Raw genomic sequence first — 25666 nt, 5'->3', positions numbered from 1 at the left:
AAATAATATTCAGAAAAATAAAAGTGTGTCTGAATTGTGGATGAATATGGTACAATTTGAAAGGAATTATGAAAAAGGTGAGACAAATGAAGGTGCATTTAGTAGGTGGAGGAGCTATAGGGTTACTTTGCTCCTATTATTTAGCGCGAGCTGGCAAGAATATCAGCTTGCTAACACGTACAGCAGAACAAGCTGAAGCGATAAAAGAAAAAGGCATAACCGTTATACATAAGGAAAAAGAACAATCAGTATCTCTTCATGCAATGCCATTAGATGAGTGGGGCGATCAATCAAGTGATTGTCTTATCCTTGCAGTAAAATCGCATCAAATCACATCTGTTTTAGAGATAATAAGAAACAATCGTATTAACTTCGATCATATCCTTTTTTTATCTAATGGTATGGGACATATACCCGTTATCTATGAATTGCAAACGGATTTCAAAGCAGCTGTTGGAGTAGTAGAGCATGGGGCTGTCCGCAAATCTCTTACAAGCGTGAATCATACTGGTGCCGGCAGAATTAGGTGGTCACCTATTAATTTTTCAAAAAAGGAATTAGACCCATTATGGAAGAATACTAGTTCTATCGGATTTCCGGTGAAAGCAGAAACTGATTGGATAGATATGCTTCAAACAAAGTTAATCATTAACGTTTGTATAAATCCGCTAACCGCTATTTTAAAAGTGAAAAATGGTGTTCTGCTTGAAAATTCATACTATAAAGATCTTGTAAGGCCGCTGTTTAATGAAGCAATGAGGATTTTAAATAGAAATGATTACGACGAGATGTGGTCGTTGTTAGCCCAAGTATGTGAAAAAACAGCTAGTAATCAGTCATCAATGTTAACCGATCTTTTAAAGGGGATTCCAACTGAAATTGACAGTATCACTGGCTATCTCATAAAAGAAGCAAGAAAAAATAATGTTCCCCACCCATACATCACATTTGTCCATCATGCTGTTAAAGGGTTGGAAGTTTAAATGGAAGGAGGAAAACCATGACAACTGCGTTTGCATGGCTGTTAGCAACCGTAATTACGCTGCCATTGTTGGGGTGGTATATTTTTTATATTGTTACGGTGAAAATGACAAAGAACAAATCTAGGGCTATCCGTCTTGCTTCAGATGTCTCTGTGTTATTTTTTGTAGCCGCTGTATATTTTATTATTTTAGAAATCTGGTCGAGGTCTTTCTTTTGGTTATTATTAACCGTATTCTTTTTAGTTGCACTTATCTTTACCATAATTCATTGGAAAGTGGCAGAGGATATCCATGTGAGGAAGTTGTTTAAAGGCATTTGGCGATTTAATTTTTTATTGTTCTTCTTTTTGTACCTCGTTTTAAGTGGATATGGATTAATTACAAGACTCATTTATAGTTTATAATAATGAGTCTTTTTCTTTTTGGAAATTGAAGCTTATAATTTGGTGTGAGTGCTTTACTTTGCTATTATAAAGGATGATTACATAAACGAAGGGATGTCTTTTCAATGGAAGTTAAAGAAATGGACATTGCAGCGAAGTCAGGGTTTTTGTTTGATTACTTAGAAGGTCATCCCAGCATAGGGGATTGCTTTGATTATTCTCAAACAGATAATGAACGATTTAAAAAACGCGTTCGAGACCTTAAGGCTCGTTCTTTTCCAAGAGATGCACTAGTAGAACATTTATATCAGACTCACAATGAACTGCCGTACAATGATGCGGTGAAACAAAATATAGAAAAACTATTAGATCCACAAACAGTAGCTGTAGTTGGCGGTCAGCAGGCAGGGCTTTTGACAGGTCCTCTTTACACGGTATATAAAGCAATGACGATTATTTTACTTGCTAAGGAACAAGAGCGTGAATTAGATGTTCCTGTCGTACCTATTTTTTGGGTGGCCGGGGAAGATCACGACCTAGAGGAAGTCAGGTTTGTTTATACATATAACGGCAGCGCGTGGAAAAAGGCAGGGCTTGATATCGTTGACAACAAGCAGTCATTATCTAATACCGATTTACCTGTAGATAAAGTATCTAAATGGCTCGATGATGTGTTTAAAACACTGCCGGAAACGGACTATACGGAAGGCTTAATTGCTCAAATAAAAGGATATCTTAAAAATAGTCATTCATTTGTAGATTTCTTCTCTATACTAATGAATTGGCTATTTAAAGATGAAGGGTTAATATTGCTTGATTCTGATCACCCTGCCCTAAGAAAAGTTGAGACCGATTATTTTATGGCAATGGTTGATCAAGTGGAAGAGCTTCAAAAAGCTCAGGCAGAAGGGGAAAAGAGATTTAGCGGAAAAGGGTACGGGGATCCGATCTCAACTGACAAGGAAAATGCTCATCTCTTTTATACTGTTAAAAATGAGCGTAAACGATTAGATTATAAAGACGGTTCTTTTTATGTGAGGGGAACAGATATCCAACTCTCTAAAAGTGAACTCGTCGATCTAATAACCAAACATCCAGAGCATTTTAGTAACAACGTAGTAACCAGACCCCTAATGCAAGAGATGCTCTTGCCAGTGCTAACTTTTGTTGCTGGTCCTGGAGAGCTTCGCTATTGGGCGACATTAAAGCCTGTTTTCACTCTTTTTAATTTGAAAATGCCGCCTCTCACTCCTAGAATGCAAATGACCATTGTTCCTAGACATGTGCAAAGGTGGGTGGAGGAATGTGGGTATTCCTATGAAAGCCTCCTAACTGGTAAGGCGATGGATATGAAATCGAAATGGTTAGATGCGATTGAGAGCTACCCAATAGAAGAAGTTGTTACTAAAGCAGAACAATCAATACGCGATGCTCACAAAGATATCCAACTCTTAGCAAATGAAATGGATGACACCCTTCATAAGCTTTCGCAGAAAAATGAAGTAATGATTTTAGATCAACTTGATTTTATAAAACGAAAATTAGAACTTCATCTTGAACAAAAACATAGTAAGGCGCTTTCGAAATTTGACGAAGCTGACTCTTGGCTTTATCCGTTAAAACGACCGCAAGAACGCGTAATTCATCCCATACTTTTACTAAACTTAGCTGGTTATGATGCAATTGGCAGAATAATGAAACAAAAATTGTCATTGAATCCAACGCATAAGCTTGTCTTCTTGTAAAAAACTGTTTGAAGACACCGTCGAAAGAATGAGAACGAAAAATCCTGTCAAGCGGCAGGATTTTTTTTGTTTATACGAAATTTAATTTATAGTGGTACAAAGTGGAGGGTTGTGGTAACTTAAGGGTAGTAAGTGGGGGGAGATGACTGGAAGATGTTCATGGGGGAATATCGCCACAACGTCGATGAAAAAGGAAGAATGATTATACCAGCGAAGTTTCGTGAGTCGCTAGGATCATCCTTTGTAGTAACCCGTGGACTCGATCGGTGTTTATTTGTCTATCCGCTAGATGAATGGAAGCGATTAGAAGAAAAACTAAAAACACTCCCTTTCACAAAAAAAGATGCTAGAGCTTTTACTCGATTTTTCTTTTCAGGTGCCGCTGAATGTGAACTTGATAAGCAGGGAAGAGTAAATATTGCCCAAACATTGCGTGAGTACGCAGAACTTGAAAAAGAATGCGTCATTATTGGGGTGTCAAATCGCGTTGAAGTATGGAGTAAAGCGAAATGGGAAGAGTATTTTGAGGAATCAGATGACTCTTTTGGGGAGATCGCTGAAAACTTAATTGACTTCGATTTATAGAATGAATGAAAAGAATCAAACAAGTTATGGACATCAAGAGGCGGACATCAAGATCGGAAAGAAAGTGAAGGTGATATCATGTTCACCCATGTGACTGTATTAAAAGAAGAATCAGTAAATGGACTGGCGATCAAGCCAGACGGAATTTATGTGGATTGTACATTAGGAGGGGCCGGCCACTCATCGCTCATTTTAGAACAGTTGAATGATGAAGGTCATTTATATGCATTTGACCAAGATGATACTGCACTTTCAAATGCAGAGGAAGTATTAGCTCCTTATAAGGGAAAGTTCACTCTTATTCGCAGCAATTTCCGTTTTTTAAGAGAAGAGCTTGCAAAACATGGTATCTCAAAAGTAGACGGGGTCTTATTTGATTTAGGCGTATCGTCCCCGCAGTTAGATGAAGCAGAGCGAGGCTTTAGCTATCATCAGGATGCCGCATTAGACATGAGAATGGATCAGACAGCACCTTTGACTGCTCATCAAGTGGTGAATGAATGGGAGTTTAATCGTCTTGTTTCCATAATCTCAAGGTACGGTGAAGAAAAATTCGCAAAACAGATAGCCAGAAAGATCGAGGCTAGACGTGAAATTAAAACGATTGAAACAACAGGAGAATTAGTAGAGATCATTAAGGATGCAATACCTGCTCCGGCAAGAAGAACAGGTGGACATCCAGCTAAGAGAACGTTTCAAGCAATAAGAATTGCGGTTAACGACGAGCTCGGTTCGTTTGAGGAAGCGCTAGAAGATGCAATTACAATAACGAATCCAAAAGGAAGAATATGTGTCATTACATTTCATTCCCTAGAAGATCGTTTATGTAAGGAAATTTTTAAAGAGAAAAGTAAAGGGCCGGATCTCCCGCCAGGATTGCCGGTTATACCTGAAGGGTTCGAGCCTGAATTAAAGTTAATTACAAGAAAGCCGATCGTAGCAGGAAACGAAGAGTTAACAGCTAATAACAGAGCGCGTTCTGCAAAATTAAGGATTGCTGAGAAGCAAAAATAAGGAGGTTTTATTATGAGCATGGTTGCCCGTCAAATTCAGCATCAACAGCAAACAGATGTGAAAACTAGAAAGGTTGTAGAGCGCCGCAGAACTAAGATTACCTTAGGAGAAAAGATTATTGCTTCTGCAATGGCGGTCATTGCTTTTGCTTTAATTGGATTAATGCTACATAATTACGCGTCAATTTACAGCTTAAATAAAGATGTTCATCAACTTCAAGGAACGATTGCTGAACAGTCTCAAGTCAATGAGGGGCTTTCACTCCAGGTTGTTGAATTAAGTGCACCTGATCGAATTCTAGACATCGCAACTGGTGAACTAGGGATGTCATTAGATGATAATAAAGTAAAAGTCGTTCAAAACTAGTTCATTATTTGAACTAGTTTTTTTTACAATCGATTTAGTTAAAACTATATTTATACTAATAGGAAGTGAGAATGATGGAGATAAAACGTGCGGCAACAAATGTGCGAGCCGTAGTTGTCTTAGGGGCCTTTATCCTCCTTTTTATCCTTTTGTTGGGCCGGTTCACTTATATTCAAGTGACACAAGAAGTAAAAGGACAAGAACTCGCATCAATGGGTGAGGACCGCTGGTCAAAAGAGCAGGTAATCGAGGGGAAACGCGGGACTATTTATGACAAAAGAGGAAGCGCTCTTGCCGAGGAGCTGAATTCCTACAGTGTCTTTGCGATTTTAAGTACAGATTACCCAAATCATGTATCAGACCCTAAGGAGACAGCAGAAAAACTTGCTCCTTTTATCTCGATGGAAGCTTCTGCACTTGAGCGGCTTTTATCAAGTGAAGGTCGCTTTCAAGTAGAGTTAGGGGCAGGGGCTAGAAATCTCACCCATTCTGAAATGCAGGAAATTAAAGCGCTAGATTTAGATGGTATTATGTTTAACGAAGAGCCTAGACGCTATTATCCTAAACAAACCTATGCTTCACATGTTCTTGGATATACAGAAAGTGATATGTCCACAGCTAGAATGGGACTTGAGAGAAGCTTAGACGATTACTTAAGAGCAGAGGACGGCCTGGTTCAATATCAGAGTGATCGAAAAGGTGTTCCCCTGCCTAACGCAGAACGGCATGTGAAGCCTCCGAAAAATGGGAATGATGTCTATTTAACACTTGATTCCAATATACAAACGGCATTAGAGCAAGTAATGACTCAAGTAGATGAAGAATATGAACCAGAAAAGATGGTTGCTATTGTAGCAGATCCTAAAACTGGTGAAATATTAGCGATGAGTAATCGACCGAGCTTTAATCCAAATCGCTATAATGAAATCTCTAACTATATGAATTATGCGGTCTCTAATCATTATGAACCGGGATCTACCATGAAAGTATTCACACTTGCTGCGGCCATTGAAGAGGGTGTCTATAACGGTGATCAAACATTCATGTCCGGTCAATTAAATGTTGGCCCTAACACAGTTAGTGACCATAACAGAGGACGAGGCTGGGGCGAAATTACATACAATGAAGGGATGCTGCGCTCGTCAAATGTTGCCTTCACAAAGATCGCGCTCGATCTCCTTGGACCTGAGAAATTGTATGAATATCTAGACCGCTTTGGCTTTGATGAGCCTACTGGGATTGACCTGCCGAATGAGGCTACGAGTTTAATTGCTAATCAAAGCAGATACGATGCAGCGGCTACTGCATTTGGACAAGGGACAGCGGTCACGCCTATCCAGCAAATTCAAGCAGCAACTGCTATAGCTAATGGCGGAGAAATGATGAAACCCTATGTGGTTGACCGTATTGTAGATTCAGAAACACAAGAAGTCATAGAACAGAAAAAACCAGAAGTAGTGGGAAATCCTATTTCAAAAGAAACGTCAGAGCAAATGTTAGACATTTTAGGTGAAGTTGTGACATCATCTTCTGGTACTGGCCGACCGTACAATATTGAAGGATTTGATGTTGCAGGGAAAACGGGAACAGCTCAAATTCCTAACCCAAATGCAAGAGGGTACATTAGAGGACACGGAGAGAATATTTTTTCATTTCTTGGAATGGCTCCAAAAGATGATCCGAAACTAATTGTTTACGTTGCTGTAGAACGTCCTAACCTTCAATCCTTTGAGTCTGGCTCAGAGCCGTCTGCTAAAATTTTTAACACGATCATGAAGCAGAGCTTACAGTATTTAAATATTACGCCTACTCTTGAGGAAATTAATGAAGAAGCGGAAGAAGGATATGTTACAAGAGATTATAAGGGTGAAAAAGTAGAGAGTTTAACAAGTGAGTTAGAAGAAGAGGGCTTTGAGGTAGTTGTTTTAGGTAATGGATCAAAAGTGCTTGAACATTCTCCTGAGGGAGGAAATGCTCTTTTAGAAGGCGAGAAAGTATTTTTATTAACTGATAATGACTCTTTCTCCATGCCGGATGTAAGCGGCTGGTCCAATAGAGATCTATTGAAGTTTGCTAATGTAGCTGGTGTCACTCCTACTATTTTTGGAAACGGCTTTGCGGTGACTCAAAATATCGAAGCTGGTACCGACATTTCGCCAGGAGAAAATATTGTGTTTGAGTTAGCTAGTTTAGAGGAAATAAATGAAATGGAAGATAGCTTAGACGAGGAAGACGAGGATGTTGATTCCGATCAAGAGGAAGAAGAACAACAAGCCGGCGAATAAAAAAGGTCATTTGCTTTTTCTGATGGCGAATGAACATATGTACTGCTAGATGAACTCGCACCCATGTTCTAATTACATTCTGCCAAGCATAGGTTAGAACAAGCCTACGTCACATTTATGGCGTACTTGATCTAACAAAAAGGCGGGAGGTAGAAGTGGTGCGAGTTTCTAATGTTACTGTAAGAAAACGGCTTGTTTTAGTGTTGTTTTTAGGACTGGCTGTTTTTACAATTATTGCACTAAGGCTTGGCTATGTTCAATTTGCTTTAGGGGATTGGCTCACCGATCGAGCGGAAGATTCATGGAGCCGGGATGTACCTTTTGAAGCAAAACGTGGAGAAATAAAAGACCGTAATGATATTGTGCTTGCAACGAATATCAGTGCACCCTCTATATTGGTCGTACCTAGACAAGTTAAAGACCCAGCAGATACGGCAGAAAAACTTGCTTCCGTTCTTGAAATGGATGTACAAAAGGCCTATCAGCTAGTAACAAAATCAGAATCCATTGTCAGGCTGAATCCAGAAGGCAGAAAAGTGAACAAAGAAAAGGCCAGTGAAGTGAGGGCTTTAAGACTTCCTGGGGTATATATAGCAGAAGATAGTAAGCGTCACTATCCATTTGGTAGTTATCTCTCTCATGTGCTCGGTTTTGCAGGTATTGATAATCAAGGGCTGACGGGCCTTGAACAATATTATGATGAAGAGTTAAAAGGGGAAAAAGGCCATGTTTCTTTCTTCTCTACCGCAAAAGGGAATCGGATGCCGAATTTAGCGGATGAATACACCGCACCTAATAATGGTTTTGACCTAAGGCTGACCATCGATAGTCAAGTGCAGACGATCATGGAAAATCATCTTGATATTGCTGAGGCTACGTATAATCCTGACGGGGCCATTGCCATTGCAATGAACCCTAATACAGGAGAAATTTTGGGGATGAGCTCCAGGCCGCATTATGATCCTGAGAATTTTAGAGAAGTACCACCAGAGATCTATAATCAAAATAAACCGGTGTGGATGCAGTATGAGCCTGGTTCGACTTTCAAGATTATTACCCTGGCAGCTGCACTAGAGGAAGGCGAAGTGAACCTTGAAAAAGATTCATTTCATGACCCAGGCTTTATTGAAGTCTCCGGCCACAGACTCCGTTGTTGGAAAAAAGGCGGACATGGCTCGCAAACCTTCCTTGAAGTTGTTCAAAACTCTTGTAACCCGGGCTTTGTCGTTCTTGGTGAACGCCTAGGAAAAGATCGATTATTTGATTACATTGAGGATTTTGGTTTTGGCCAAAAGACTGGTATCGATCTTCAAGGAGAGGGAAAGGGGATTTTATTTAACCGGGATAAAGTCGGGCCTCTTGAACTAGCAACTACAGCATTCGGGCAAGGGGTTGCTGTAACACCGCTTCAGCAAGTAACAGCAGTTTCAGCAGCGATTAACGGAGGGTACCTTTATCAGCCATTCTTAGCTAAAGAGTGGGTAGATCCGATGACAAACGAAGTCGTTGACAGTCAGGCACCAATTATGAGAAGGCAGGTTATTTCGCAGGCAACATCGGAGAAAGTGAGATATGCACTCGAGAGTGTCGTAGCTGAGGGGACAGGTAAAGGAGCATTTGTTGATGGCTACAGAGTCGGAGGGAAAACAGGAACTGCTCAAAAAGCTAAGGATGGCCGTTATCTTGAAAATAACCATATTGTTTCGTTTATAGGGTTTGCCCCAGCAGATGATCCGCAAATTGTTGTCTATGTAGCTGTTGATAATCCTAAGGATACGCTGCAATTCGGGGGAATCGTTGCTGCTCCAATTGTAGGGAATATTATAGGGGACAGTCTTCGGGCTATGGGGGTAGAGCCGAGAAAAGATCAGATTGAAAAAGAGTTAGCATGGAATGATGAACCATTAATTGAAGTGCCGGATTTAGTAGGAAGAACCAAAAGAGAGATCCACGAATCCTATTATGAACTAAAAGTCGATGCGACAGGAGAAGGAGAACATGTCCTTGCTCAATCACCATCTCCGGGTGTAAAAGTGACAACGGGATCAACAATCCGTCTTTATATGGGTGACAAATAATCAGGTTACGACTAAAATAGAATTTATGTGCCTTTTTAAAAAGGCCTCTTTTCGAAAAAGTAGGGAAGAGGCTTTTCCATTTAAAAGATTTTCTAATGATTAAAATGACTGTAAAAAAGCAACGATGATAGAAAAAGGTTTGAATGTGAGGGTTAAACATGATGAAATTAAGCGAATTAACGAACGTGTTAAGATCATATGAATGGAAAAATGAAGGGGATCCAGAGATTACTCATATTGAAATGGATTCTAGAGAAGTCGTTTCGGGAACATTGTTTTTCTGTATTAAAGGATATACAGTGGATGGCCACGATTTTGCAAAACAAGCAGTTGAAAAAGGGGCAGTTGCTCTTATTGCTGAGCGTGAAGTCAAAGGTGTCGAGGTGCCAACGATCATTGTGCAAGATACGAAGCGTACAATGGCTCGTCTTGCTAATCTATTTTACGGAGATCCCACATCTAAAATGAATTTAATTGGGGTTACAGGAACAAATGGTAAAACGACCGTCACCCATTTACTTGAACAAATAATGAATGATGCCAATAAAAGAACAGGTCTTATCGGTACCATGTACACTAAAATTGGTGATGTAGAGCTGAAAACCCAAAATACAACACCGGAATCGATCACTTTGCAAAAGAGGTTTAAAGAAATGGTAGATGCTGATGTAGAGACAGCATTAATGGAAGTCTCTTCACATGCTCTTCATCTAGGCCGTGTTCGGGGGTGTGACTTTGATATTGCGGTATTCACAAATCTTACACCTGACCATCTTGATTATCATGAAACGATGGAAGCCTATCTTTTTGCTAAAGGGCTTTTGTTTGCTCAGCTCGGAAATCGTTTCACTGAAGGAAAAGTTGCAGTGTTAAATCGTGACGATGAAGCAGCCGATGAATTACTTAAAATGACGACGGTAGATGTCCTTACATATGGTGTGGAAAATAAGGCAGACATTATGGCAGAGGATATCGAGATTACAGCAAGGGGAACAACATTTACACTTAAAGCAGGAACAGAGTCAATTGAAATAGAGATGAAGCTTATTGGTATGTTTAGTGTGTATAATGCGTTAGCTGCAGCAAGTGCAGCCATTGCATCCGGTATTCCTTTAGAACAAATTAAGAAAAGCTTAGAAGCTGTACACGGAGTAGCAGGCCGTTTTGAACCGGTCGATGCAGGCCAAGATTATACTGTTATTGTTGACTACGCACACACTTCAGACAGCTTAGAGAATGTATTAACAACAGTGAGGGAATTTGCAAAAGGGAAAATATCTGTTGTGGTCGGATGCGGAGGAGACAGAGATCGCACAAAGCGTCCAGTAATGGCGGAAATTGCCACAAAATATGCTGATAATGCGATCTTCACTTCAGATAATCCGAGGTCAGAAGATCCAAAGCAAATTCTTGATGACATGACTCATGGGCTCGAATCTTCAAATTATACAGTTTGCGTAGACCGAAAAGAAGCGATCTATCAAGCAATTAATGATGCAAACAAGGATGATATTTTAGTTATTGCAGGAAAAGGTCATGAAACCTATCAGATTATTGGTGCTAATACAACCCACTTTGATGATAGAGAAGTAGCAAAACAAGCAATTGAGGAGAGGGTGTAAGCATGCTCACATCATCTTTATTAGAAAGCCTGACTATCAGTACTCGTTTAAACGAAACAGAACAGTCGTTTACAGCCGTTTCTACTGATACTAGAACGATTGTAGAAGGAGCCTTGTTCGTTCCTTTGAAAGGGGAACGATTCAATGGACATGATTATGTCGATGCGGCTATAAAATCAGGAGCGCAAGCTGCACTTTGGGAAGAAGGACAACCTGTCCCAGCTGCCCTGCCGGATGACTTTCAGTTGTATGTGGTAAAGGATACATTATTCGCCTTACAAGAAATGGCTAGTGCCTACAGAGTGAAAATTAATCCTAAAGTCATTGGGATTACAGGCAGCAATGGCAAAACAACGACAAAAGACATCTTGGCTTCTCTTTTGTCACTTGAGGGTGAAACATATAAAACGCAAGGTAACTATAATAATCACATTGGCTTGCCATTAACCATTTTAGCTATGCCGTCTACGTGTAAGTATCTGATTTTAGAAATGGGTATGAGCGGCTATGGTGAAATAGAAAGGTTAAGTGAGATTGCCAAACCTGATTTGGCGATCGTTACAAACATCGGCGAGTCTCATATGGAGCAATTAGGCTCTAGAGCCGGAATTGCTAAAGCTAAAATGGAAATTAAAGAAGGCCTAAGTCCAGCTGGTTTTCTTTTTATTGATAGTGACGAGCCTTTACTTGATGGCTGGAAACAATCTTCCATTATGCGAGTAGGCTTTAATCATGCAGATATCCTAGTTGAAAATGTAGCGGCGACTGTTGACGGGTATCAATTTGACATAGAAGGTCATCATTTTGAGTTATCATTACTAGGCAAACATAATGTGAAAAATGCCGCATATTGTATAGCTGTTGCCCGTAAATTCGGGTTAGTTACAAGCAAGATTCAAACAGGACTTAGACAAATCTCACTCACTTCCATGCGATTAGAAAAGCTTACTGGGAACAAAGGTGAGCTTATCGTGAACGATGCTTATAACGCTAGTCCTACTTCAATGATTGCTGCTATAGACGCGCTAAAAGCGATCCCTTCCTATGAAAAGAGAGTGGTTGTACTAGGGGATATGTTTGAACTTGGTACGGAGGAAGAGGCGTTACATAAATCTGTAGCACAAGTAATTACGCCGCCTATTACCCATGTTCTGACACTTGGGGATCGTGCAAAGTGGATCTATGAAGAGGCGAGCCATATCTCTTCATCAAGTACTTTTGATGAAATGGCCCATTTTACTACAAAGCAGGAGCTCGCTGATCACTTATCAAAGCTTGTTGATCAGAAAACAGTCATTTTGTTTAAAGCATCAAGAGGAATGAAGCTTGAAGAAGTGATAACAGCGTATCAAGATAAACAGCAAGACTAAAAACAACAAGAAAAAGATGCAAAAAGAAAGGAGGAATGATTAGCAATGTTAGAAAGAGTTTTACTAATAACTTTACTCGTTTCATTTGGAGTTGCTGTCATTTTATCACCATTATTTATTCCGTTTTTAAGACGTTTAAAATTTGGCCAAAGTATTAGAGAGGAAGGCCCTGAGTCTCACCAAAAAAAGAGCGGAACACCTACGATGGGTGGAATCGTTATTGTATTGTCTATTATTGCAACGACGCTCTTCGTATCCTTTCAATATCTATCATTCAGCATGGAAATCCTATTGCTTTTACTCGTTACAGTAGGCTTTGGCCTTGTTGGATTTTTAGATGATTATATTAAAGTTGTAAAAAAACGAAATTTAGGATTAACCTCTAAACAAAAATTAGCAGGCCAGCTGATCATTGCCGGGTTATTTTACTGGGGACTCCTGCACCTTGGGATATCAACAGAGATCATGATTCCTGCAACAACAATTTCCATTGATTTAGGCTGGTTATATTTGCCTCTTGTGATCGTAATGCTAGTTGGTGCGTCGAATGCCGTTAACTTAACGGACGGCCTTGATGGCCTTCTTGCAGGAACGGGTGCGATTGCTTTTGGTGCGTTTGCTATTTTGGCATGGTATGCAGACTTAATTGATGTAGCTATTTTTAGTGCTGCTATTGTTGGGGCGGTGTTAGGTTTTCTCGTATTTAATGCCCATCCAGCAAAAGTGTTTATGGGAGATACAGGGTCGCTTGCACTAGGAGGAGCGATTGCTGCTATTGCCATTTTAACAAAACAAGAATTATTGTTAGTGTTAATTGGCGGAGTATTTGTTATTGAAACTCTTTCTGTTATCATTCAAGTCATTTCGTTTAAAACAAGAGGCAAGCGAGTATTTAAAATGAGTCCGCTTCACCACCATTATGAATTATCAGGGTGGTCAGAATGGCGAGTTGTTGTCACATTTTGGATGGTCGGGATGATCTTAGCGGTGCTTGGAATATACTTAGAGGTATGGATGTAAATGAGGTGTAAACATACATGAAAAATACAGAAATGTATCGTGGTAAAAACGTATTAGTCTTAGGGCTTGCTAAAAGCGGGGAAGCAGCAGCGCTGCTGCTTCATGAGCTTGGTGCAAAGGTCATTGTGAATGATGCAAAATCATATGATGAAAATGATCAAGCAAAAGCACTCGAGAAAAAAGGAATCAAAGTTGTTTGCGGAGAGCATCCGTTATCTCTTTTAGATCAAGAGCTTGATTGTGTTGTGAAGAATCCGGGCATACCATATCATAATCCAATTGTAAAAGAGGCTGTTAGACGTAACATCCCTGTCATCACGGAAGTAGAGCTAGCGTCTGTCTTATCTGAAGCTGACATGATTGCGATTACTGGCTCGAATGGCAAGACGACCACAACAACGTTAATTTATGAAATGCTTAAAAACAGTGCCAAGAATCCGCTTATTGCAGGAAATATCGGCACGGTTTCATGTGATGTGGCTAAGGGAGCAGCAAGTGACGACGTGATCGTTTTAGAAGCCTCGAGTTTTCAACTTCTTGGTACGGAGAACTTTCATCCGAACGTAAGTGTACTGTTAAATCTTTTTGATGCTCATCTAGACTACCATGGCACAAAAGAAGAGTATGTAGCTGCAAAGTCTAAAATAACAGCGAATCAGACGGAAGACGATGTCTTTGTATACAATCTAGATGATCCACTTGTCAGTCAGGTTGCCGAGAAAAGCAAAGCAGCAAAACTTCCTTTTTCAACAAAAGAAGTAGTGTCAGAAGGTGTCTATGTTAATCAAGGCTCTATCTACTTTAAGGATCAATTAATTATCGCTCTCTCAGAGGTCGTGCTTCCTGGGTCACATAATGTGGAGAATATCTTAGCTGCGGTAGGTGCTGCCATGACAATGGGAGCAAAAGTCACTCAAATCCAACATGTTCTAAAGACGTTTAGCGGTGTTGAACATCGTTTGCAGTTTGTTAAGAAAATAAACGACCGACTGTTTTATAATGACTCAAAAGCGACGAATATTTTAGCTGCAAAAAAAGCACTTGAAGCATTTAGCCAGCCTGTAATCTTACTTGCAGGAGGACTAGATCGCGGAAATGAATTTGATGAATTAGCGTCTTCACTTTCAAATGTAAAAGCACTCGTTGCCTTTGGAGAAACAAAGGAGAAGTTAGCCCGTACGGCTAAGGGAGCTGGAATTGCGGAAGTGGAATATGCAGACCGTGTAAAAGATGCAGTAGAGTGTGCTTACCGCCTTTCAGAAGAAGGCGATGTTATTCTATTGTCACCAGCATGTGCTAGCTGGGATCAATATAAGACCTTTGAAGAACGCGGGAATGAATTTGTTGCTGCGGTTGATAAATTAAAGTGAATAGCATCATTAGTTCTTATTGGTTAGAAAGCTGTTATCTAAAAAGGTAGCAGCTTTTTTGCATGTTTTTTAGGACATGTTTTTCTAGGTTTGTACATATGGTGTATAGAGAGAAGGTGGCTGCGACAGCTTAGCAGCAAGACAAAATGGGTTAAAATGAGGTGTCCCTATTGCAAAAAGAAAGACATGCACCAGATTATGTATTATTTATAACAACGATTGCTTTACTGACGATTGGTTTGATCATGGTTTATAGTGCATCAGAAGCATGGGCCTCATACAGATTTGATGATGCTTTTTTCTTTGCCAAGCGTCAGCTGTTTTTTGCCGGTGTCGGTGTGGTTGTCATGATTTTTATTATGAATGTGGACTATTGGACATGGAGAACGTGGTCAAAATTAATATTGATTATTTGTTTTATACTGCTTGTCATCGTTTTGATCCCAGGTGTTGGGCTCGTTCGAGGCGGGGCCAGAAGCTGGCTTGGTGTCGGAGCATTTTCCATTCAGCCTTCTGAATTTATGAAAATGGCGATGATTGCGTTTCTAGCAAAATATTTGTCTGAGAATCAAAAAAGAATAGTTTCTTTCAAAAAAGGACTCATTCCGTCTCTCTCGCTAGTCATGCTTGCCTTTGGAATGATTATGCTTCAACCTGACCTTGGTACAGGAGCAGTAATGGTCGGGACTTGTGTAGCGATGATATTCGTAGCAGGGGCGAAAATAAGTCATTTTGTCGGGCTTGCTATGGTTGGTGTTGCTGGTTTCGTCGGATTGATTGCATCAGCACCCTACCGGATAAAGCGAATTACCTCATTTCTAGATCCTTGGTCCGATCCTCTCGGCAGTGGATTTCAAATCATTCAATCACTCTATGCTATTGGTCCTGGCGGGTTAATGGGGATGGGGTTAGGGGAGAGCCGTCAAAAATATTTCTATTTGCCCGAACCTCAAACTGATTTTATTTTTGCTATCTTAGCAGAAGAGTTAGGTTTCATAGGTGGATTGTTTGTTATCATTTTATTTGGAATCATGTTATGGCGGGGGATTAAGATAGCCTTAGGAGCACCAGATTTATTTGGCAGCTTTTTGGCTGTAGGAATTATCGGGATGATTGCGATTCAGGTAATGATTAATATAGGTGTAGTAACTGGCTTAATGCCGGTAACAGGAATTACACTGCCTTTTCTAAGTTACGGAGGTTCTTCTTTAACGCTTATGCTCGTTGCTGTAGGAGTTCTATTGAATATAAGCAGGCATGCCAGGATGTGATTTCTATATGGCTCATTTATGTGACTTTTCTTTTTTCAGGAGAGTCACTTTTTTGTGGGAAACAAGCGGTAGTAGGCGATTCCTACAAAAAATCACACAGAATTGCGGTATAAACCAAGCATTGTTCGTGATAAAATGAACAATATGAAACAATTGTTGGAGGTACAATATGAGAGTAGTAGTGAGCGGTGGAGGTACAGGCGGACATATTTATCCTGCCTTATCCTTAATTAAGGAAATAAAGAAACAAGATCCACAAGCAGAGATTTTATATATTGGTACGGAAAAAGGGCTAGAAAGTGAACTTGTCCCAAGAGAGGGAATTCCATTTAAAACGATACATATCACCGGATTTAGACGGAAACTATCAGTGGATAATGTTAAGACCGTGCTACGCTTTTTAAAGGGTACAAAAGACAGCAAGAGAATGATGAAGGAATTTAAACCAGATGTAGTGATCGGCACAGGGGGATACGTGTGCGGACCAGTTGTTTATGCTGCAGCAAAAATGGGAATTCCAACGGTTATTCATGAGCAGAATAGCGTTCCTGGCTTAACAAATAAATTTCTTAGCAGATATGTAAATAAAGTAGCTATCTGCTTTAATGCAGCATCTGAATACTTCCCTAAAGAAAAGGTAGTATTTACTGGGAATCCGCGTGCAACAGAGGTAAAAAGTGTAAATGCAGCTGCTGGAGCAAAATCACTAGGGCTGGATAAAACTAAAAAAACGGTCTTAATTGTGGGTGGCAGCCGCGGTGCAAAACCGATTAATGATGCGTTTATTAGTGTATTAAAGCAAGCTTCCACTAGAAACTATCAATTTATCTATGTGACAGGTGCCGTACATTATGATGCTGTTGCTAAGAGGGTAGAAGAGGCAGGCAGCCCTGAAAATGTAATCATAAAACCTTTCATTCATAACATGCCGGATGTTTTGGGGGCAGTAGACTTGGTGGTGGCAAGAGCAGGAGCAACGACGCTTGCAGAACTGACAGCACTTGGCCTGCCAAGTATTCTTATCCCAAGTCCTTATGTGACAAATAACCATCAAGAGAAAAATGCAAGGTCTCTTGAAGAAGGCGGGGCTGCCATTGTTCGTCTTGAAAAAGAAATGAACGGTGAACAATTACTACAAGATATTGATTCGGTGTTTAATGAACAAGAAACGTGGGAAAAGATGCATGGTGCCGCGTTAAAGCTTGGTGTGCCAACGGCAGCGAATGATTTAATGAATGTCTTAAAAGACGTTTCACGCTGAGTAGCAAAACACATAGAATATGAAGATATACGAGGCGACAAAAAATAGAATCATCAAGAAGAATGCGGGATTGTAGAAAGAGGGATGTAAGAATGGAGCATGTTATTCAAAAGTTAAAAGAAAAAGAAGTTGGAACGATTAAAGTGAGTGAGCCGCTTAGCCAGCACACAACATGGAAAATCGGCGGACCAGCTGATGTTTTAGTTGAACCGGCAAATATAGAAGGCTTAATCAATACGATGGAAATAGTGAAGGAAGCAGGAGTCCCTTGGCGTGCAATCGGCAGAGGTTCTAATCTGCTTGTTTCCGATGAAGGGATCGAAGGCGTTGTCATTAAGCTTGGTAAAGGCTTAGATCATTTAGAGATTGATGATGAAGAAATTACAGTGGGCGGGGGTTATCCGTTAATTAAATTAGTAACGATTATCAGCCGCCAAGGTCTATCTGGTTTGGAGTTTGCAGGGGGAATTCCAGGTTCAGTGGGCGGAGCTGTTTTCATGAATGCTGGTGCTCATGGGGCGGAAGTAGCAGATATACTAATCAAGGCGCGTGTTCTGTACCCTGATGGCCGCCTTGAATGGATTAAGGGAAGCGATATGCAGTTCTCTTACCGTACATCACGCCTTCAACATGAAAAGGGGATTTGTGTAGAAGCAGTCTTTAAGCTTAAAAAGGGTGAGAAAGAAGAGATTGTTAAACACATGCAAAAGAATAAAGATTATCGCCGCGAAACACAGCCGTGGAGCCATCCAACATGCGGCAGTGTGTTCCGTAATCCACTGCCAAACCATGCTGGTGCTTTGATAGAAGAAGCTGGCTTAAAGGGCTACCAAATCGGCGGTGCTCAAATATCGGATATGCATGCAAACTTCATCGTAAATGTTGACAATGCAAAAGCTGAAGATGTGTTGAACTTAATTAAGCATGCTAAAGAAACGATTAAAGAGTCAAAAGGAATTGAAATGGAGACAGAAGTAGAAATGATTGGAAGAAAGCTTAAAACCCCTTAAACATCAGTGAATCTCTCGTTTGTCTATGGTATAATTAAACAAATGTAAAGATAGCCCCTCTTATATACCTATGAAAAAGGATTGGGCTATTATACTATTGTATCGGAGACGATAATCGGGGGATGGACAATGAGTAATGAAAAAGTGGTTACCATTAATGAGCGGATACCTTCACTAAAAGAACAGCGTAAGCAAAGAGCCAACAGAAGGCTGCTGTTCTTTTTATCGCTTTTCTTTTTGTTGTTGTTATTAATGGTCTATTTTCAATCTCCTTTAAGTCATATACGAACGATAGAAGTAGAAGGGAATTTTTTAATAAGTGATGAACAAGTGATTGAGAGCTCTCAGTTAACAACTGGGACAAGCATGTGGAATCTTGATGAAGAAGTAATTCGTAACCATTTATTGATTCGTCCTGAAATTGCCGATGTCACAATCAGCCGGAAATTCCCAACTACAGTTGTCTTAAATGTGCATGAGCATTCCCGTATTGGTTATTTATATTCGGATGGCAAGTATTACCCATTGCTAGAAAGCGGGACATTTTTAAGTGAACTGCCACGACATCAATTTCCTGCAGATGCTCCTATTTTAATTGGGTGGGAGCAGGGAGAAGCCTTGACGGAATTTGCTCAAGAGTTGATCAATACACCTGAACAATTAATCGCACGAATGTCAGAGATTTTCTATTCGCAGACTGAGACGGAATCAGATGAAGTGATCATACATATGAATGATGGGTTAGAAGTACATTCCACAATTAAAGACTTCTCTTCTAGAATGCTTCCTTATCCTTCAATCGTGCGAGAACTTGATCCTTCAAGAAAAGGGATATTACACATGAAGATGAGTCCGTATTTTGAGGATTTTGACCTTGAGGAGGAAGAAGATAGTGAAGTTGAAAGTGAAGGGTAAACATGTAATCTTATCCTTCGTTCTGCTCGTAACTGGCTTTATTCTGGCACTAAGCTATGAACTGACGAATGAAAGACAGGCTGAATTAACACCTGGTTATGAGAGGCAGTGGAGACATGAGGATGAGCTTCGTAACCAGATTTCAAATTTACAAGAGCGAAATCAAGAGTTACAAGAGGAACTTAGGGAATATCAGACAGAAGTTCGGCTGCTTGAAGACGACATAGCATCTGAAAGTGCGGAACAAGAACTTCGTACGACAAATTTGATTGAAGATCTAGATCGGCTTCGTAAGGTGGTAGGGAATGTACCTGTTAAAGGACCTGGATTAGAAGTGTCTTTGGAAGATGCATCCTATGTTCCTGAAGGGTCAAACCCTAATGATTACATTGTACATGAGATCCATGTTCAAAAAGTAGTTCATGAGCTCTTTGTAGCAGGCGCAGAGGCTATTGCAATAAATGGACATCGCATTTCTCATAAATCCTACATTCAATGTGCAGGGCCGGTTATTATTATTGATGGTAATACATCTTATGCGCCGTTTGTGGTCACAGCTATTGGGGATGGAGAGAAGTTTGAACAAGCCATTTCTCTCGTCGGAGGAGTAAAGGACCAGCTGTTAAATGACGGGATTAGTATTAGAATCCAACAGCAAGGGTTAATTGAACTCGACCCATATTTAACAGAGGGTGGGTGATGATTGTTGGAACGTAAATGGATTTTTACTATTGTGGTTTTTATTATCGGGTTTATGCTCGCAATTCAATTTAAAACAACCCAAGAACCTGTTGTGCGTGATACGCGTGACATAAGAGAATTGCGTCAGGAAATTGAGCAAGAACGTGAGAGAGAAAGGTATTTAACGAACGAAATAAATAAAGCGCAAGAATTAATAGCTCAGTACAGTTCGCCTCAAAATTCCGACCAAAATCATTTAACAGATGTTTTGGATCAGCAGATAAGTGACCTGCGGGTAGAAGCTGGATTAACTGAGGTAAGCGGATCAGGTGTTATCCTTACGATAGAGCCCTTTTATGATGAACGAGCCCCTCATTTAATGAGAAGAACACCATCACCAGAACGTTTTCGATATCTAGTGAACGAGCTGAATGTATATGGTGCCACTCATATTGCAGTAGCAGATGAAAGGCTGATTACAACCTCTGCTTTTAGGGACGTAAATGGAATTACACACCTAAATTATCGCAGGCTTCCTCCTACCCCTCTTAAAGTGAAAGTGTTGACGGATGATCCAGAGAGGCTTGCTAACCGCATGATAGTATCAGAGTCTGTTGAATATTTTGAAATAGATGGTTTCATGTTAACAGTGGAGCAAGTGGGGGACTTAACATTGCCTGGATACGATCAAACACCTCGCGTAAGATATATGGAAGAAGTAAAGGAGGGGTAACATTCGATGTGGCTTCCGTTAATAGGATTACTTCTTGGTGTTTTATTAGGTATAATGACCGAATTTAGAGTCCCTGCAGAGTATTCAAACTATCTATCCATCGCCGTTTTGGCTGCTTTAGATACTTTATTTGGCGGGATTCGAGCGCACTTACAGGAGACCTTTGACTCAAATGTATTTGTGACCGGTTTTTTCTTTAATATTTTACTTGCTGCAGGTTTGGCTTTTCTAGGTGTCCATCTTGGTGTAGACTTATACCTAGCAGCGATTTTTGCTTTTGGTGTGCGACTTTTTAATAATATTGCAGTAATCAGGCGTATGTTACTATCTAAGTGGCAGGCTAAACGAAGTGAAGGACAAGCTTAAAAACCATTAAATTAATGAAAAAAAAAGAAAATGAGCGATTTTAAAAGGAAAACCAAGCTTAATGTTGAATAATTCTAATATTCAACATTTGAGCTTCGGTATGGTAAGCCCAATTTCTAAAAAAACTTATGAAACAATGAAAAACGTGATTAGTTTAAAAGGAGGTGCCACAGTTTGAACAACAGTGAAATCTATGTAAGTCTTGACATCGGTACATCCAATGTGCGAGTAATCATAGGAGAAGTGGCCAACGGAACAATTAATATTATTGGAGTAGGAAACACTCATTCTGAAGGAATTAGAAAAGGTGCAATTGTAGATATTGATGAGACTGTTCGATCTATAAAAAGAGCAGTTGAACAAGCTGAGAGAATGGTAGGGCTATCGATTAAACAAGTCATAGTCGGAGTGAATGGCAACCATGTTCAATTACAGCCGTGTCACGGAGTTGTCGCTGTTTCAAGCCCTGACCGTGAAATTGGTGATGAAGATATCGCTCGAGTGATCGATGCTGCACAAGTTGTATCTATTCCGCCAGAGCGAGAGATTATCGATGTTATTCCGAAGCAGTTTGTAGTAGATGGTTTAGATGAAATTAACGATCCGCGTGGAATGATTGGTGTTAGGTTAGAAATGGAAGGTACAATTATTACTGGATCTAAGACCATATTACATAATTTACTTAGATGTGTGGAACGCGCAGGGTTACAAATTGCAGATATTTGTCTGCAGCCGCTTGCATCTGGTTCTGTTGCTATCTCAAAAGATGAGAAGAATCTCGGAGTTTGTTTGATTGATATTGGCGGCGGTTCCGCTACTGTATCAGTTTTTGAACAGGGTACACTTCAGTCAACATCTGTTCTTCCAATCGGCGGGGATCATATTACCAATGACATAGCGATTGGCCTGCGGGTGTCGACGGAAGAAGCAGAACGAATTAAAGTAAAATACGGGCACTCTTTTATTGATGAAGCTTCTGATGAGGAGCGCTTTAGCGTTTCTGCTATCGGCAGTGGAGAAAAAGATGAATTCAGCCAGTATGATTTAGCTCATATTATTGAACCTCGTATGGAAGAAGTGTTTGAGCTGATCTATAAGGAGATCATGAGGCTGGGCTATCGAGACTTTCCAAGTGGCTATGTCTTAACGGGCGGGACCGTGATGATTCCTGGAGTGTTAGAACTTGCTAAGGAATTATTGCAAGGTAACGTCAGGGTAGCTATACCTGATTACATTGGTGTACGTGAACCTCAGTACACAACAAGTGTTGGTTTGATACAATTTGCGTACAAAAATGTTAAAATTCAAGGCAAAGAAATTGCTGCTTCTGTAGCAGATTATGAAGCGACAGAACAACCGCAAGATCAGAAACGCAGTACGAAGAATGAAAAAGAACAATCAAGAACAGAAGAAAAACCAAAAGCTAAATCTAAGATGAAGAATTGGTTTAAAGTGTTCTTTGAATAAGAGCGAACGAGGCAATAGTCTGATTAGGGGGACCTTAAATGTTAGAATTTGAAATGGATATGGATCAGTTAGCACAGATAAAAGTTATTGGTGTAGGTGGCGGCGGTAGTAATGCCGTTAACCGAATGATTGAAAATGGACTGCAAGGAGTAGAGTTTATTGCAGTTAATACAGATGCTCAAGCCCTTCACTTATCGAAAGCTGAAACTAAACTTCAGCTAGGCGGAAAGTTAACACGCGGTCTTGGTGCAGGAGCAAATCCTGAAATCGGGAAAAAAGCTGCTGAAGAAAGCCGCGAGCATTTAGAAGAAGCACTTCAAGGTGCTGACATGGTATTTATCACTGCTGGAATGGGTGGTGGAACAGGGACTGGTGCAGCGCCTGTTATTGCAGAGGTTGCTAAAGAAATTGGAGCTTTAACAGTAGGTGTTGTTACACGTCCATTTACGTTTGAAGGCCGTAAACGTCAAACGCAGGCAGCTACAGGAATTCAAGCTTTAAAAGAAAAAGTAGATACACTTATTGTGATTCCAAATGACCGTCTTCTTGAAATTGTTGATAAAAACACACCGATGCTTGAAGCATTCCGTGAAGCAGATAACGTGCTTCGTCAAGGTGTACAAGGTATTTCTGACTTGATTGCTGTACCTGGATTAATTAACCTTGACTTCGCCGATGTGAAAACAATTATGACAGATAAAGGTTCAGCATTAATGGGTATTGGGATTGCTACAGGTGAGAACAGAGCATCTGAAGCGGCTAAAAAAGCCATCTCGAGTCCATTACTTGAAACATCTGTTGATGGCGCACAAGGTGTTTTAATGAATATTACGGGTGGATCTAACTTAAGTTTATATGAAGTGCATGAAGCAGCTGAGATTGTTTCTGCAGCTTCAGATGCTGAAGTGAACATGATCTTTGGTTCCGTTATTAATGAGAATTTAAAAGATGAAATCGTTGTTACTGTTATTGCTACTGGATTTGATGACACTGAAAATAAACCTCAGCGTCAAACACCTCAAAATCAAATGAAACAACAGCAGCAACAACAACAATCAAAACCACAGCAAGAAGAACCTCAAAAAGAATCTAGGTTCCAGCAGCAAGCACCGCAGCCTCAAGATTCTTCTGACACATTAGATATTCCTACGTTCTTACGTAATCGTAGAAATCGTTCAAGATAACAAGGGAAGCATCAGCGCCTAGCGCTGATGCTTTTTTTATGTTTTATACTCTTCGTCCAGAGATAGACATATTCAGTGAAAATCTTTCAAAATTACATCGAATTACTCGTCATGAACTGACAGACTAATTAATAGACTTTATATATACTTAATTTCAAAAGAATGGTAAGAAGGGATGCGATGACTCTTTATCTTGATGTAATCTGGTTTCTTAATTTTTGTATTGATTATTTATTAATTGCTCTCACAGCCATTGTACTAAAGAGACGATTTAACCGAATCCGCTTTATAGTTGGCGCGCTTTTTGCATCTTTGATTGTTTTTTTGATGTTCACACCATTAGGCGCTTTATTCTATCAGCCTTGGATGAAAGCAATCTATTCTATATTTATTATCCTTATCGCATTTGGTTTTAAGAGATGGAGTTATTTCTTTCAGGGACTATTGATGTTTTACTTTGTCACCTTTATAACTGGCGGCGGATTGTTTGCTCTTCACTTTTTTTGGCAGACTGAAATTGATTTTCTAGCTGCTGTTTCCTCTCCTGCACAAGCCGGGTTTGGGAGCGGAATCAGCTGGGTGTTTGTAGTCTTTGGATTTCCGCTCGTATGGTATTTTTCTAAAGCTGGAATCGAAACGATTGAAGTGAAAAAAATTCAATACGAGCAGCTAGCAACCGTTACGATTCACCTCTTTGGCCAGTCTATTAAAACACAAGGCCTAATAGATAGTGGCAATAAGCTGCATGATCCTATAACACGTGCGCCAGTCATGATCATTGAGACAACTTGCTTAGAGGAAACATTCGGACAAGATGTCATTTCTGCTATCTCAACTTTAGACGTATTTAATGATTCAGATAGCAAATTATCAGATGAATGGATGAAGAGGACGAAGATTATTCCGTATAAAGTAATTGGACAGAGCAATCCATTTCTAACGGCCATAAAACCAGATAGTGTCTCGATTGAACATGATGGACAAGTGTACCATTCCAACCAAGTTTTGATTGGACTTCAAGAAGAATCACTATCACCTGATCAAACCTATCAATGTATCGTTCATCCCGCGCTTGTAAGACAACCCTCTATAAGCCCTGTCGCAAATTAAAGATTATTACCTTACATCATAGGAGGCGATTTTATTGTTAAAACTTAAATTAAGGCTATTGTGGTATCGAATTATGCACAAGCTGGGAATGAAGCCAGATGAGATTTATTATATCGGCGGCAGTGAAGCCTTACCCCCGCCGCTTTCTAAAGAAGAAGAAGCCGTATTGTTGAAGAAACTACCAACGGGTGATAAAGCCGTTCGATCGATGCTGATCGAGAGAAACCTGCGTCTTGTGGTGTATATAGCGAGGAAGTTTGAAAACACAGGAATCAATATAGAGGATCTAATCAGCATAGGAACCATCGGTCTCATAAAAGCGGTAAATACCTTTAATCCTGAAAAGAAAATTAAGCTCGCAACCTATGCTTCTCGTTGTATAGAAAATGAAATTCTAATGTATTTACGCAGAAACAATAAAACACGGTCTGAAGTGTCCTTTGATGAGCCTCTTAACATCGATTGGGATGGCAACGAGTTATTGTTGTCAGATGTACTTGGAACAGAAGAGGATATCATTACGCGCGGAATTGAAGAAAAAGTAGATCGTAAATTATTAGTAAAAGCTCTTCATACGTTAAATGAACGTGAAAAGCAGATCATGGAGCTTCGTTTTGGACTTGCTGGGGAAGAAGAAAAAACACAGAAAGATGTGGCAGATATGCTTGGGATCTCTCAATCCTATATATCCCGTTTAGAAAAACGAATTATTAAACGACTACAAAAAGAGTTCAATAAAATGGTGTAAAAAATTTTTTTACTGAAGTTTTCGTTTCGTATCAAGCTCTCTCCCTTTTAGTCAAAATTGACTGATTTTAGCTTGTGCATATTTTTCCCACCTCAGGAG

The 25666-nt window shown here is 40.0% G+C and carries 23 protein-coding genes; all 23 read left to right on the top strand.

Annotation, left to right across the window (positions count from 1 at the left end; genetic code table 11):
* The first annotated feature begins 68 nt into the window (after positions 1–68).
* On the top strand, positions 69–983 hold the full coding sequence (locus BPOF4_RS12255) for a 2-dehydropantoate 2-reductase (protein ID WP_148229525.1): 915 nt from the start codon (positions 69–71) through the stop codon (positions 981–983).
* Between the two features lie 17 nt (positions 984–1000).
* Positions 1001–1387, top strand: coding sequence for a DUF3397 domain-containing protein (locus BPOF4_RS12250; protein ID WP_012959499.1), 387 nt, complete (start codon positions 1001–1003; stop codon positions 1385–1387).
* A 104-nt stretch (positions 1388–1491) separates the two neighbouring features.
* On the top strand, positions 1492–3111 hold the full coding sequence (gene bshC, locus BPOF4_RS12245) for a bacillithiol biosynthesis cysteine-adding enzyme BshC (protein ID WP_012959498.1): 1620 nt from the start codon (positions 1492–1494) through the stop codon (positions 3109–3111).
* A 153-nt stretch (positions 3112–3264) separates the two neighbouring features.
* Positions 3265–3696 (top strand): division/cell wall cluster transcriptional repressor MraZ, encoded by a 432-nt coding sequence (mraZ, locus tag BPOF4_RS12240; protein WP_012959497.1) that lies wholly within the window; start codon positions 3265–3267, stop codon positions 3694–3696.
* A 78-nt stretch (positions 3697–3774) separates the two neighbouring features.
* Complete coding sequence (rsmH, locus tag BPOF4_RS12235) at positions 3775–4710, top strand: 16S rRNA (cytosine(1402)-N(4))-methyltransferase RsmH (protein ID WP_012959496.1); 936 nt, start codon at positions 3775–3777, stop codon at positions 4708–4710.
* 12 nt (positions 4711–4722) lie between these two features.
* On the top strand, positions 4723–5076 hold the full coding sequence (ftsL, locus tag BPOF4_RS12230) for a cell division protein FtsL (protein WP_012959495.1): 354 nt from the start codon (positions 4723–4725) through the stop codon (positions 5074–5076).
* A gap of 71 nt (positions 5077–5147) precedes the next feature.
* A complete protein-coding gene (locus BPOF4_RS12225; protein WP_337999202.1) occupies positions 5148–7361 on the top strand; it encodes a penicillin-binding protein in 2214 nt (737 codons plus the stop codon).
* A gap of 158 nt (positions 7362–7519) precedes the next feature.
* Positions 7520–9439 carry a stage V sporulation protein D gene (locus tag BPOF4_RS12220; RefSeq protein WP_012959493.1) on the top strand — a complete coding sequence of 640 codons (1920 nt, stop codon included), beginning with the start codon at positions 7520–7522 and terminating at the stop codon, positions 9437–9439.
* 161 nt (positions 9440–9600) lie between these two features.
* Positions 9601–11061, top strand: coding sequence for a UDP-N-acetylmuramoyl-L-alanyl-D-glutamate--2,6-diaminopimelate ligase (locus BPOF4_RS12215; RefSeq protein WP_041822902.1), 1461 nt, complete (start codon positions 9601–9603; stop codon positions 11059–11061).
* A 2-nt stretch (positions 11062–11063) separates the two neighbouring features.
* Positions 11064–12431, top strand: a complete 1368-nt coding sequence (locus tag BPOF4_RS12210; protein ID WP_012959491.1) for a UDP-N-acetylmuramoyl-tripeptide--D-alanyl-D-alanine ligase — start codon at positions 11064–11066, stop codon at positions 12429–12431.
* Positions 12432–12476: 45 nt separating this feature from the next.
* On the top strand, positions 12477–13451 hold the full coding sequence (mraY, locus tag BPOF4_RS12205) for a phospho-N-acetylmuramoyl-pentapeptide-transferase (protein WP_012959490.1): 975 nt from the start codon (positions 12477–12479) through the stop codon (positions 13449–13451).
* Between the two features lie 17 nt (positions 13452–13468).
* The gene (gene murD, locus BPOF4_RS12200; RefSeq protein ID WP_012959489.1) at positions 13469–14821 is read left to right on the top strand and encodes a UDP-N-acetylmuramoyl-L-alanine--D-glutamate ligase; all 1353 of its coding nucleotides are present in this window, start codon (positions 13469–13471) and stop codon (positions 14819–14821) included.
* Between the two features lie 170 nt (positions 14822–14991).
* The gene (gene spoVE, locus BPOF4_RS12195) at positions 14992–16092 is read left to right on the top strand and encodes a stage V sporulation protein E (RefSeq protein WP_012959488.1); all 1101 of its coding nucleotides are present in this window, start codon (positions 14992–14994) and stop codon (positions 16090–16092) included.
* Positions 16093–16261: 169 nt separating this feature from the next.
* Complete coding sequence (murG, locus tag BPOF4_RS12190) at positions 16262–17353, top strand: undecaprenyldiphospho-muramoylpentapeptide beta-N-acetylglucosaminyltransferase (protein WP_012959487.1); 1092 nt, start codon at positions 16262–16264, stop codon at positions 17351–17353.
* Between the two features lie 92 nt (positions 17354–17445).
* Positions 17446–18363, top strand: coding sequence for a UDP-N-acetylmuramate dehydrogenase (gene murB, locus BPOF4_RS12185; protein ID WP_012959486.1), 918 nt, complete (start codon positions 17446–17448; stop codon positions 18361–18363).
* A gap of 129 nt (positions 18364–18492) precedes the next feature.
* Positions 18493–19278 carry a cell division protein FtsQ/DivIB gene (locus BPOF4_RS12180; RefSeq protein WP_012959485.1) on the top strand — a complete coding sequence of 262 codons (786 nt, stop codon included), beginning with the start codon at positions 18493–18495 and terminating at the stop codon, positions 19276–19278.
* The gene (locus BPOF4_RS12175; protein WP_012959484.1) at positions 19256–19978 is read left to right on the top strand and encodes a DUF881 domain-containing protein; all 723 of its coding nucleotides are present in this window, start codon (positions 19256–19258) and stop codon (positions 19976–19978) included. Before BPOF4_RS12180 ends, BPOF4_RS12175 begins: the two co-directional genes overlap by 23 nt.
* Before the next feature lie 3 nt (positions 19979–19981).
* Positions 19982–20692, top strand: a complete 711-nt coding sequence (locus tag BPOF4_RS12170) for a DUF881 domain-containing protein (RefSeq protein WP_075682610.1) — start codon at positions 19982–19984, stop codon at positions 20690–20692.
* A gap of 6 nt (positions 20693–20698) precedes the next feature.
* On the top strand, positions 20699–21058 hold the full coding sequence (locus BPOF4_RS12165; protein WP_012959482.1) for a small basic family protein: 360 nt from the start codon (positions 20699–20701) through the stop codon (positions 21056–21058).
* Between the two features lie 174 nt (positions 21059–21232).
* Complete coding sequence (ftsA, locus tag BPOF4_RS12160; protein ID WP_012959480.1) at positions 21233–22525, top strand: cell division protein FtsA; 1293 nt, start codon at positions 21233–21235, stop codon at positions 22523–22525.
* A gap of 38 nt (positions 22526–22563) precedes the next feature.
* Positions 22564–23709 (top strand): cell division protein FtsZ, encoded by a 1146-nt coding sequence (ftsZ, locus tag BPOF4_RS12155; RefSeq protein WP_012959479.1) that lies wholly within the window; start codon positions 22564–22566, stop codon positions 23707–23709.
* Between the two features lie 180 nt (positions 23710–23889).
* Positions 23890–24819, top strand: coding sequence for a sigma-E processing peptidase SpoIIGA (gene spoIIGA, locus BPOF4_RS12150; protein ID WP_012959478.1), 930 nt, complete (start codon positions 23890–23892; stop codon positions 24817–24819).
* 34 nt (positions 24820–24853) lie between these two features.
* Positions 24854–25567 carry an RNA polymerase sporulation sigma factor SigE gene (sigE, locus tag BPOF4_RS12145; RefSeq protein WP_012959477.1) on the top strand — a complete coding sequence of 238 codons (714 nt, stop codon included), beginning with the start codon at positions 24854–24856 and terminating at the stop codon, positions 25565–25567.
* The last annotated feature ends 99 nt before the right edge of the window (positions 25568–25666 follow it).

It is taken from the genome of Alkalihalophilus pseudofirmus OF4 (genome assembly GCF_000005825.2).
Lineage (GTDB): Bacteria > Bacillota > Bacilli > Bacillales > Bacillaceae_D > Alkalihalophilus > Alkalihalophilus pseudofirmus.
The sequence above is the reverse complement of the archived record's forward strand: the minus strand, read 5'-3'. Positions and strand labels throughout refer to the sequence as shown.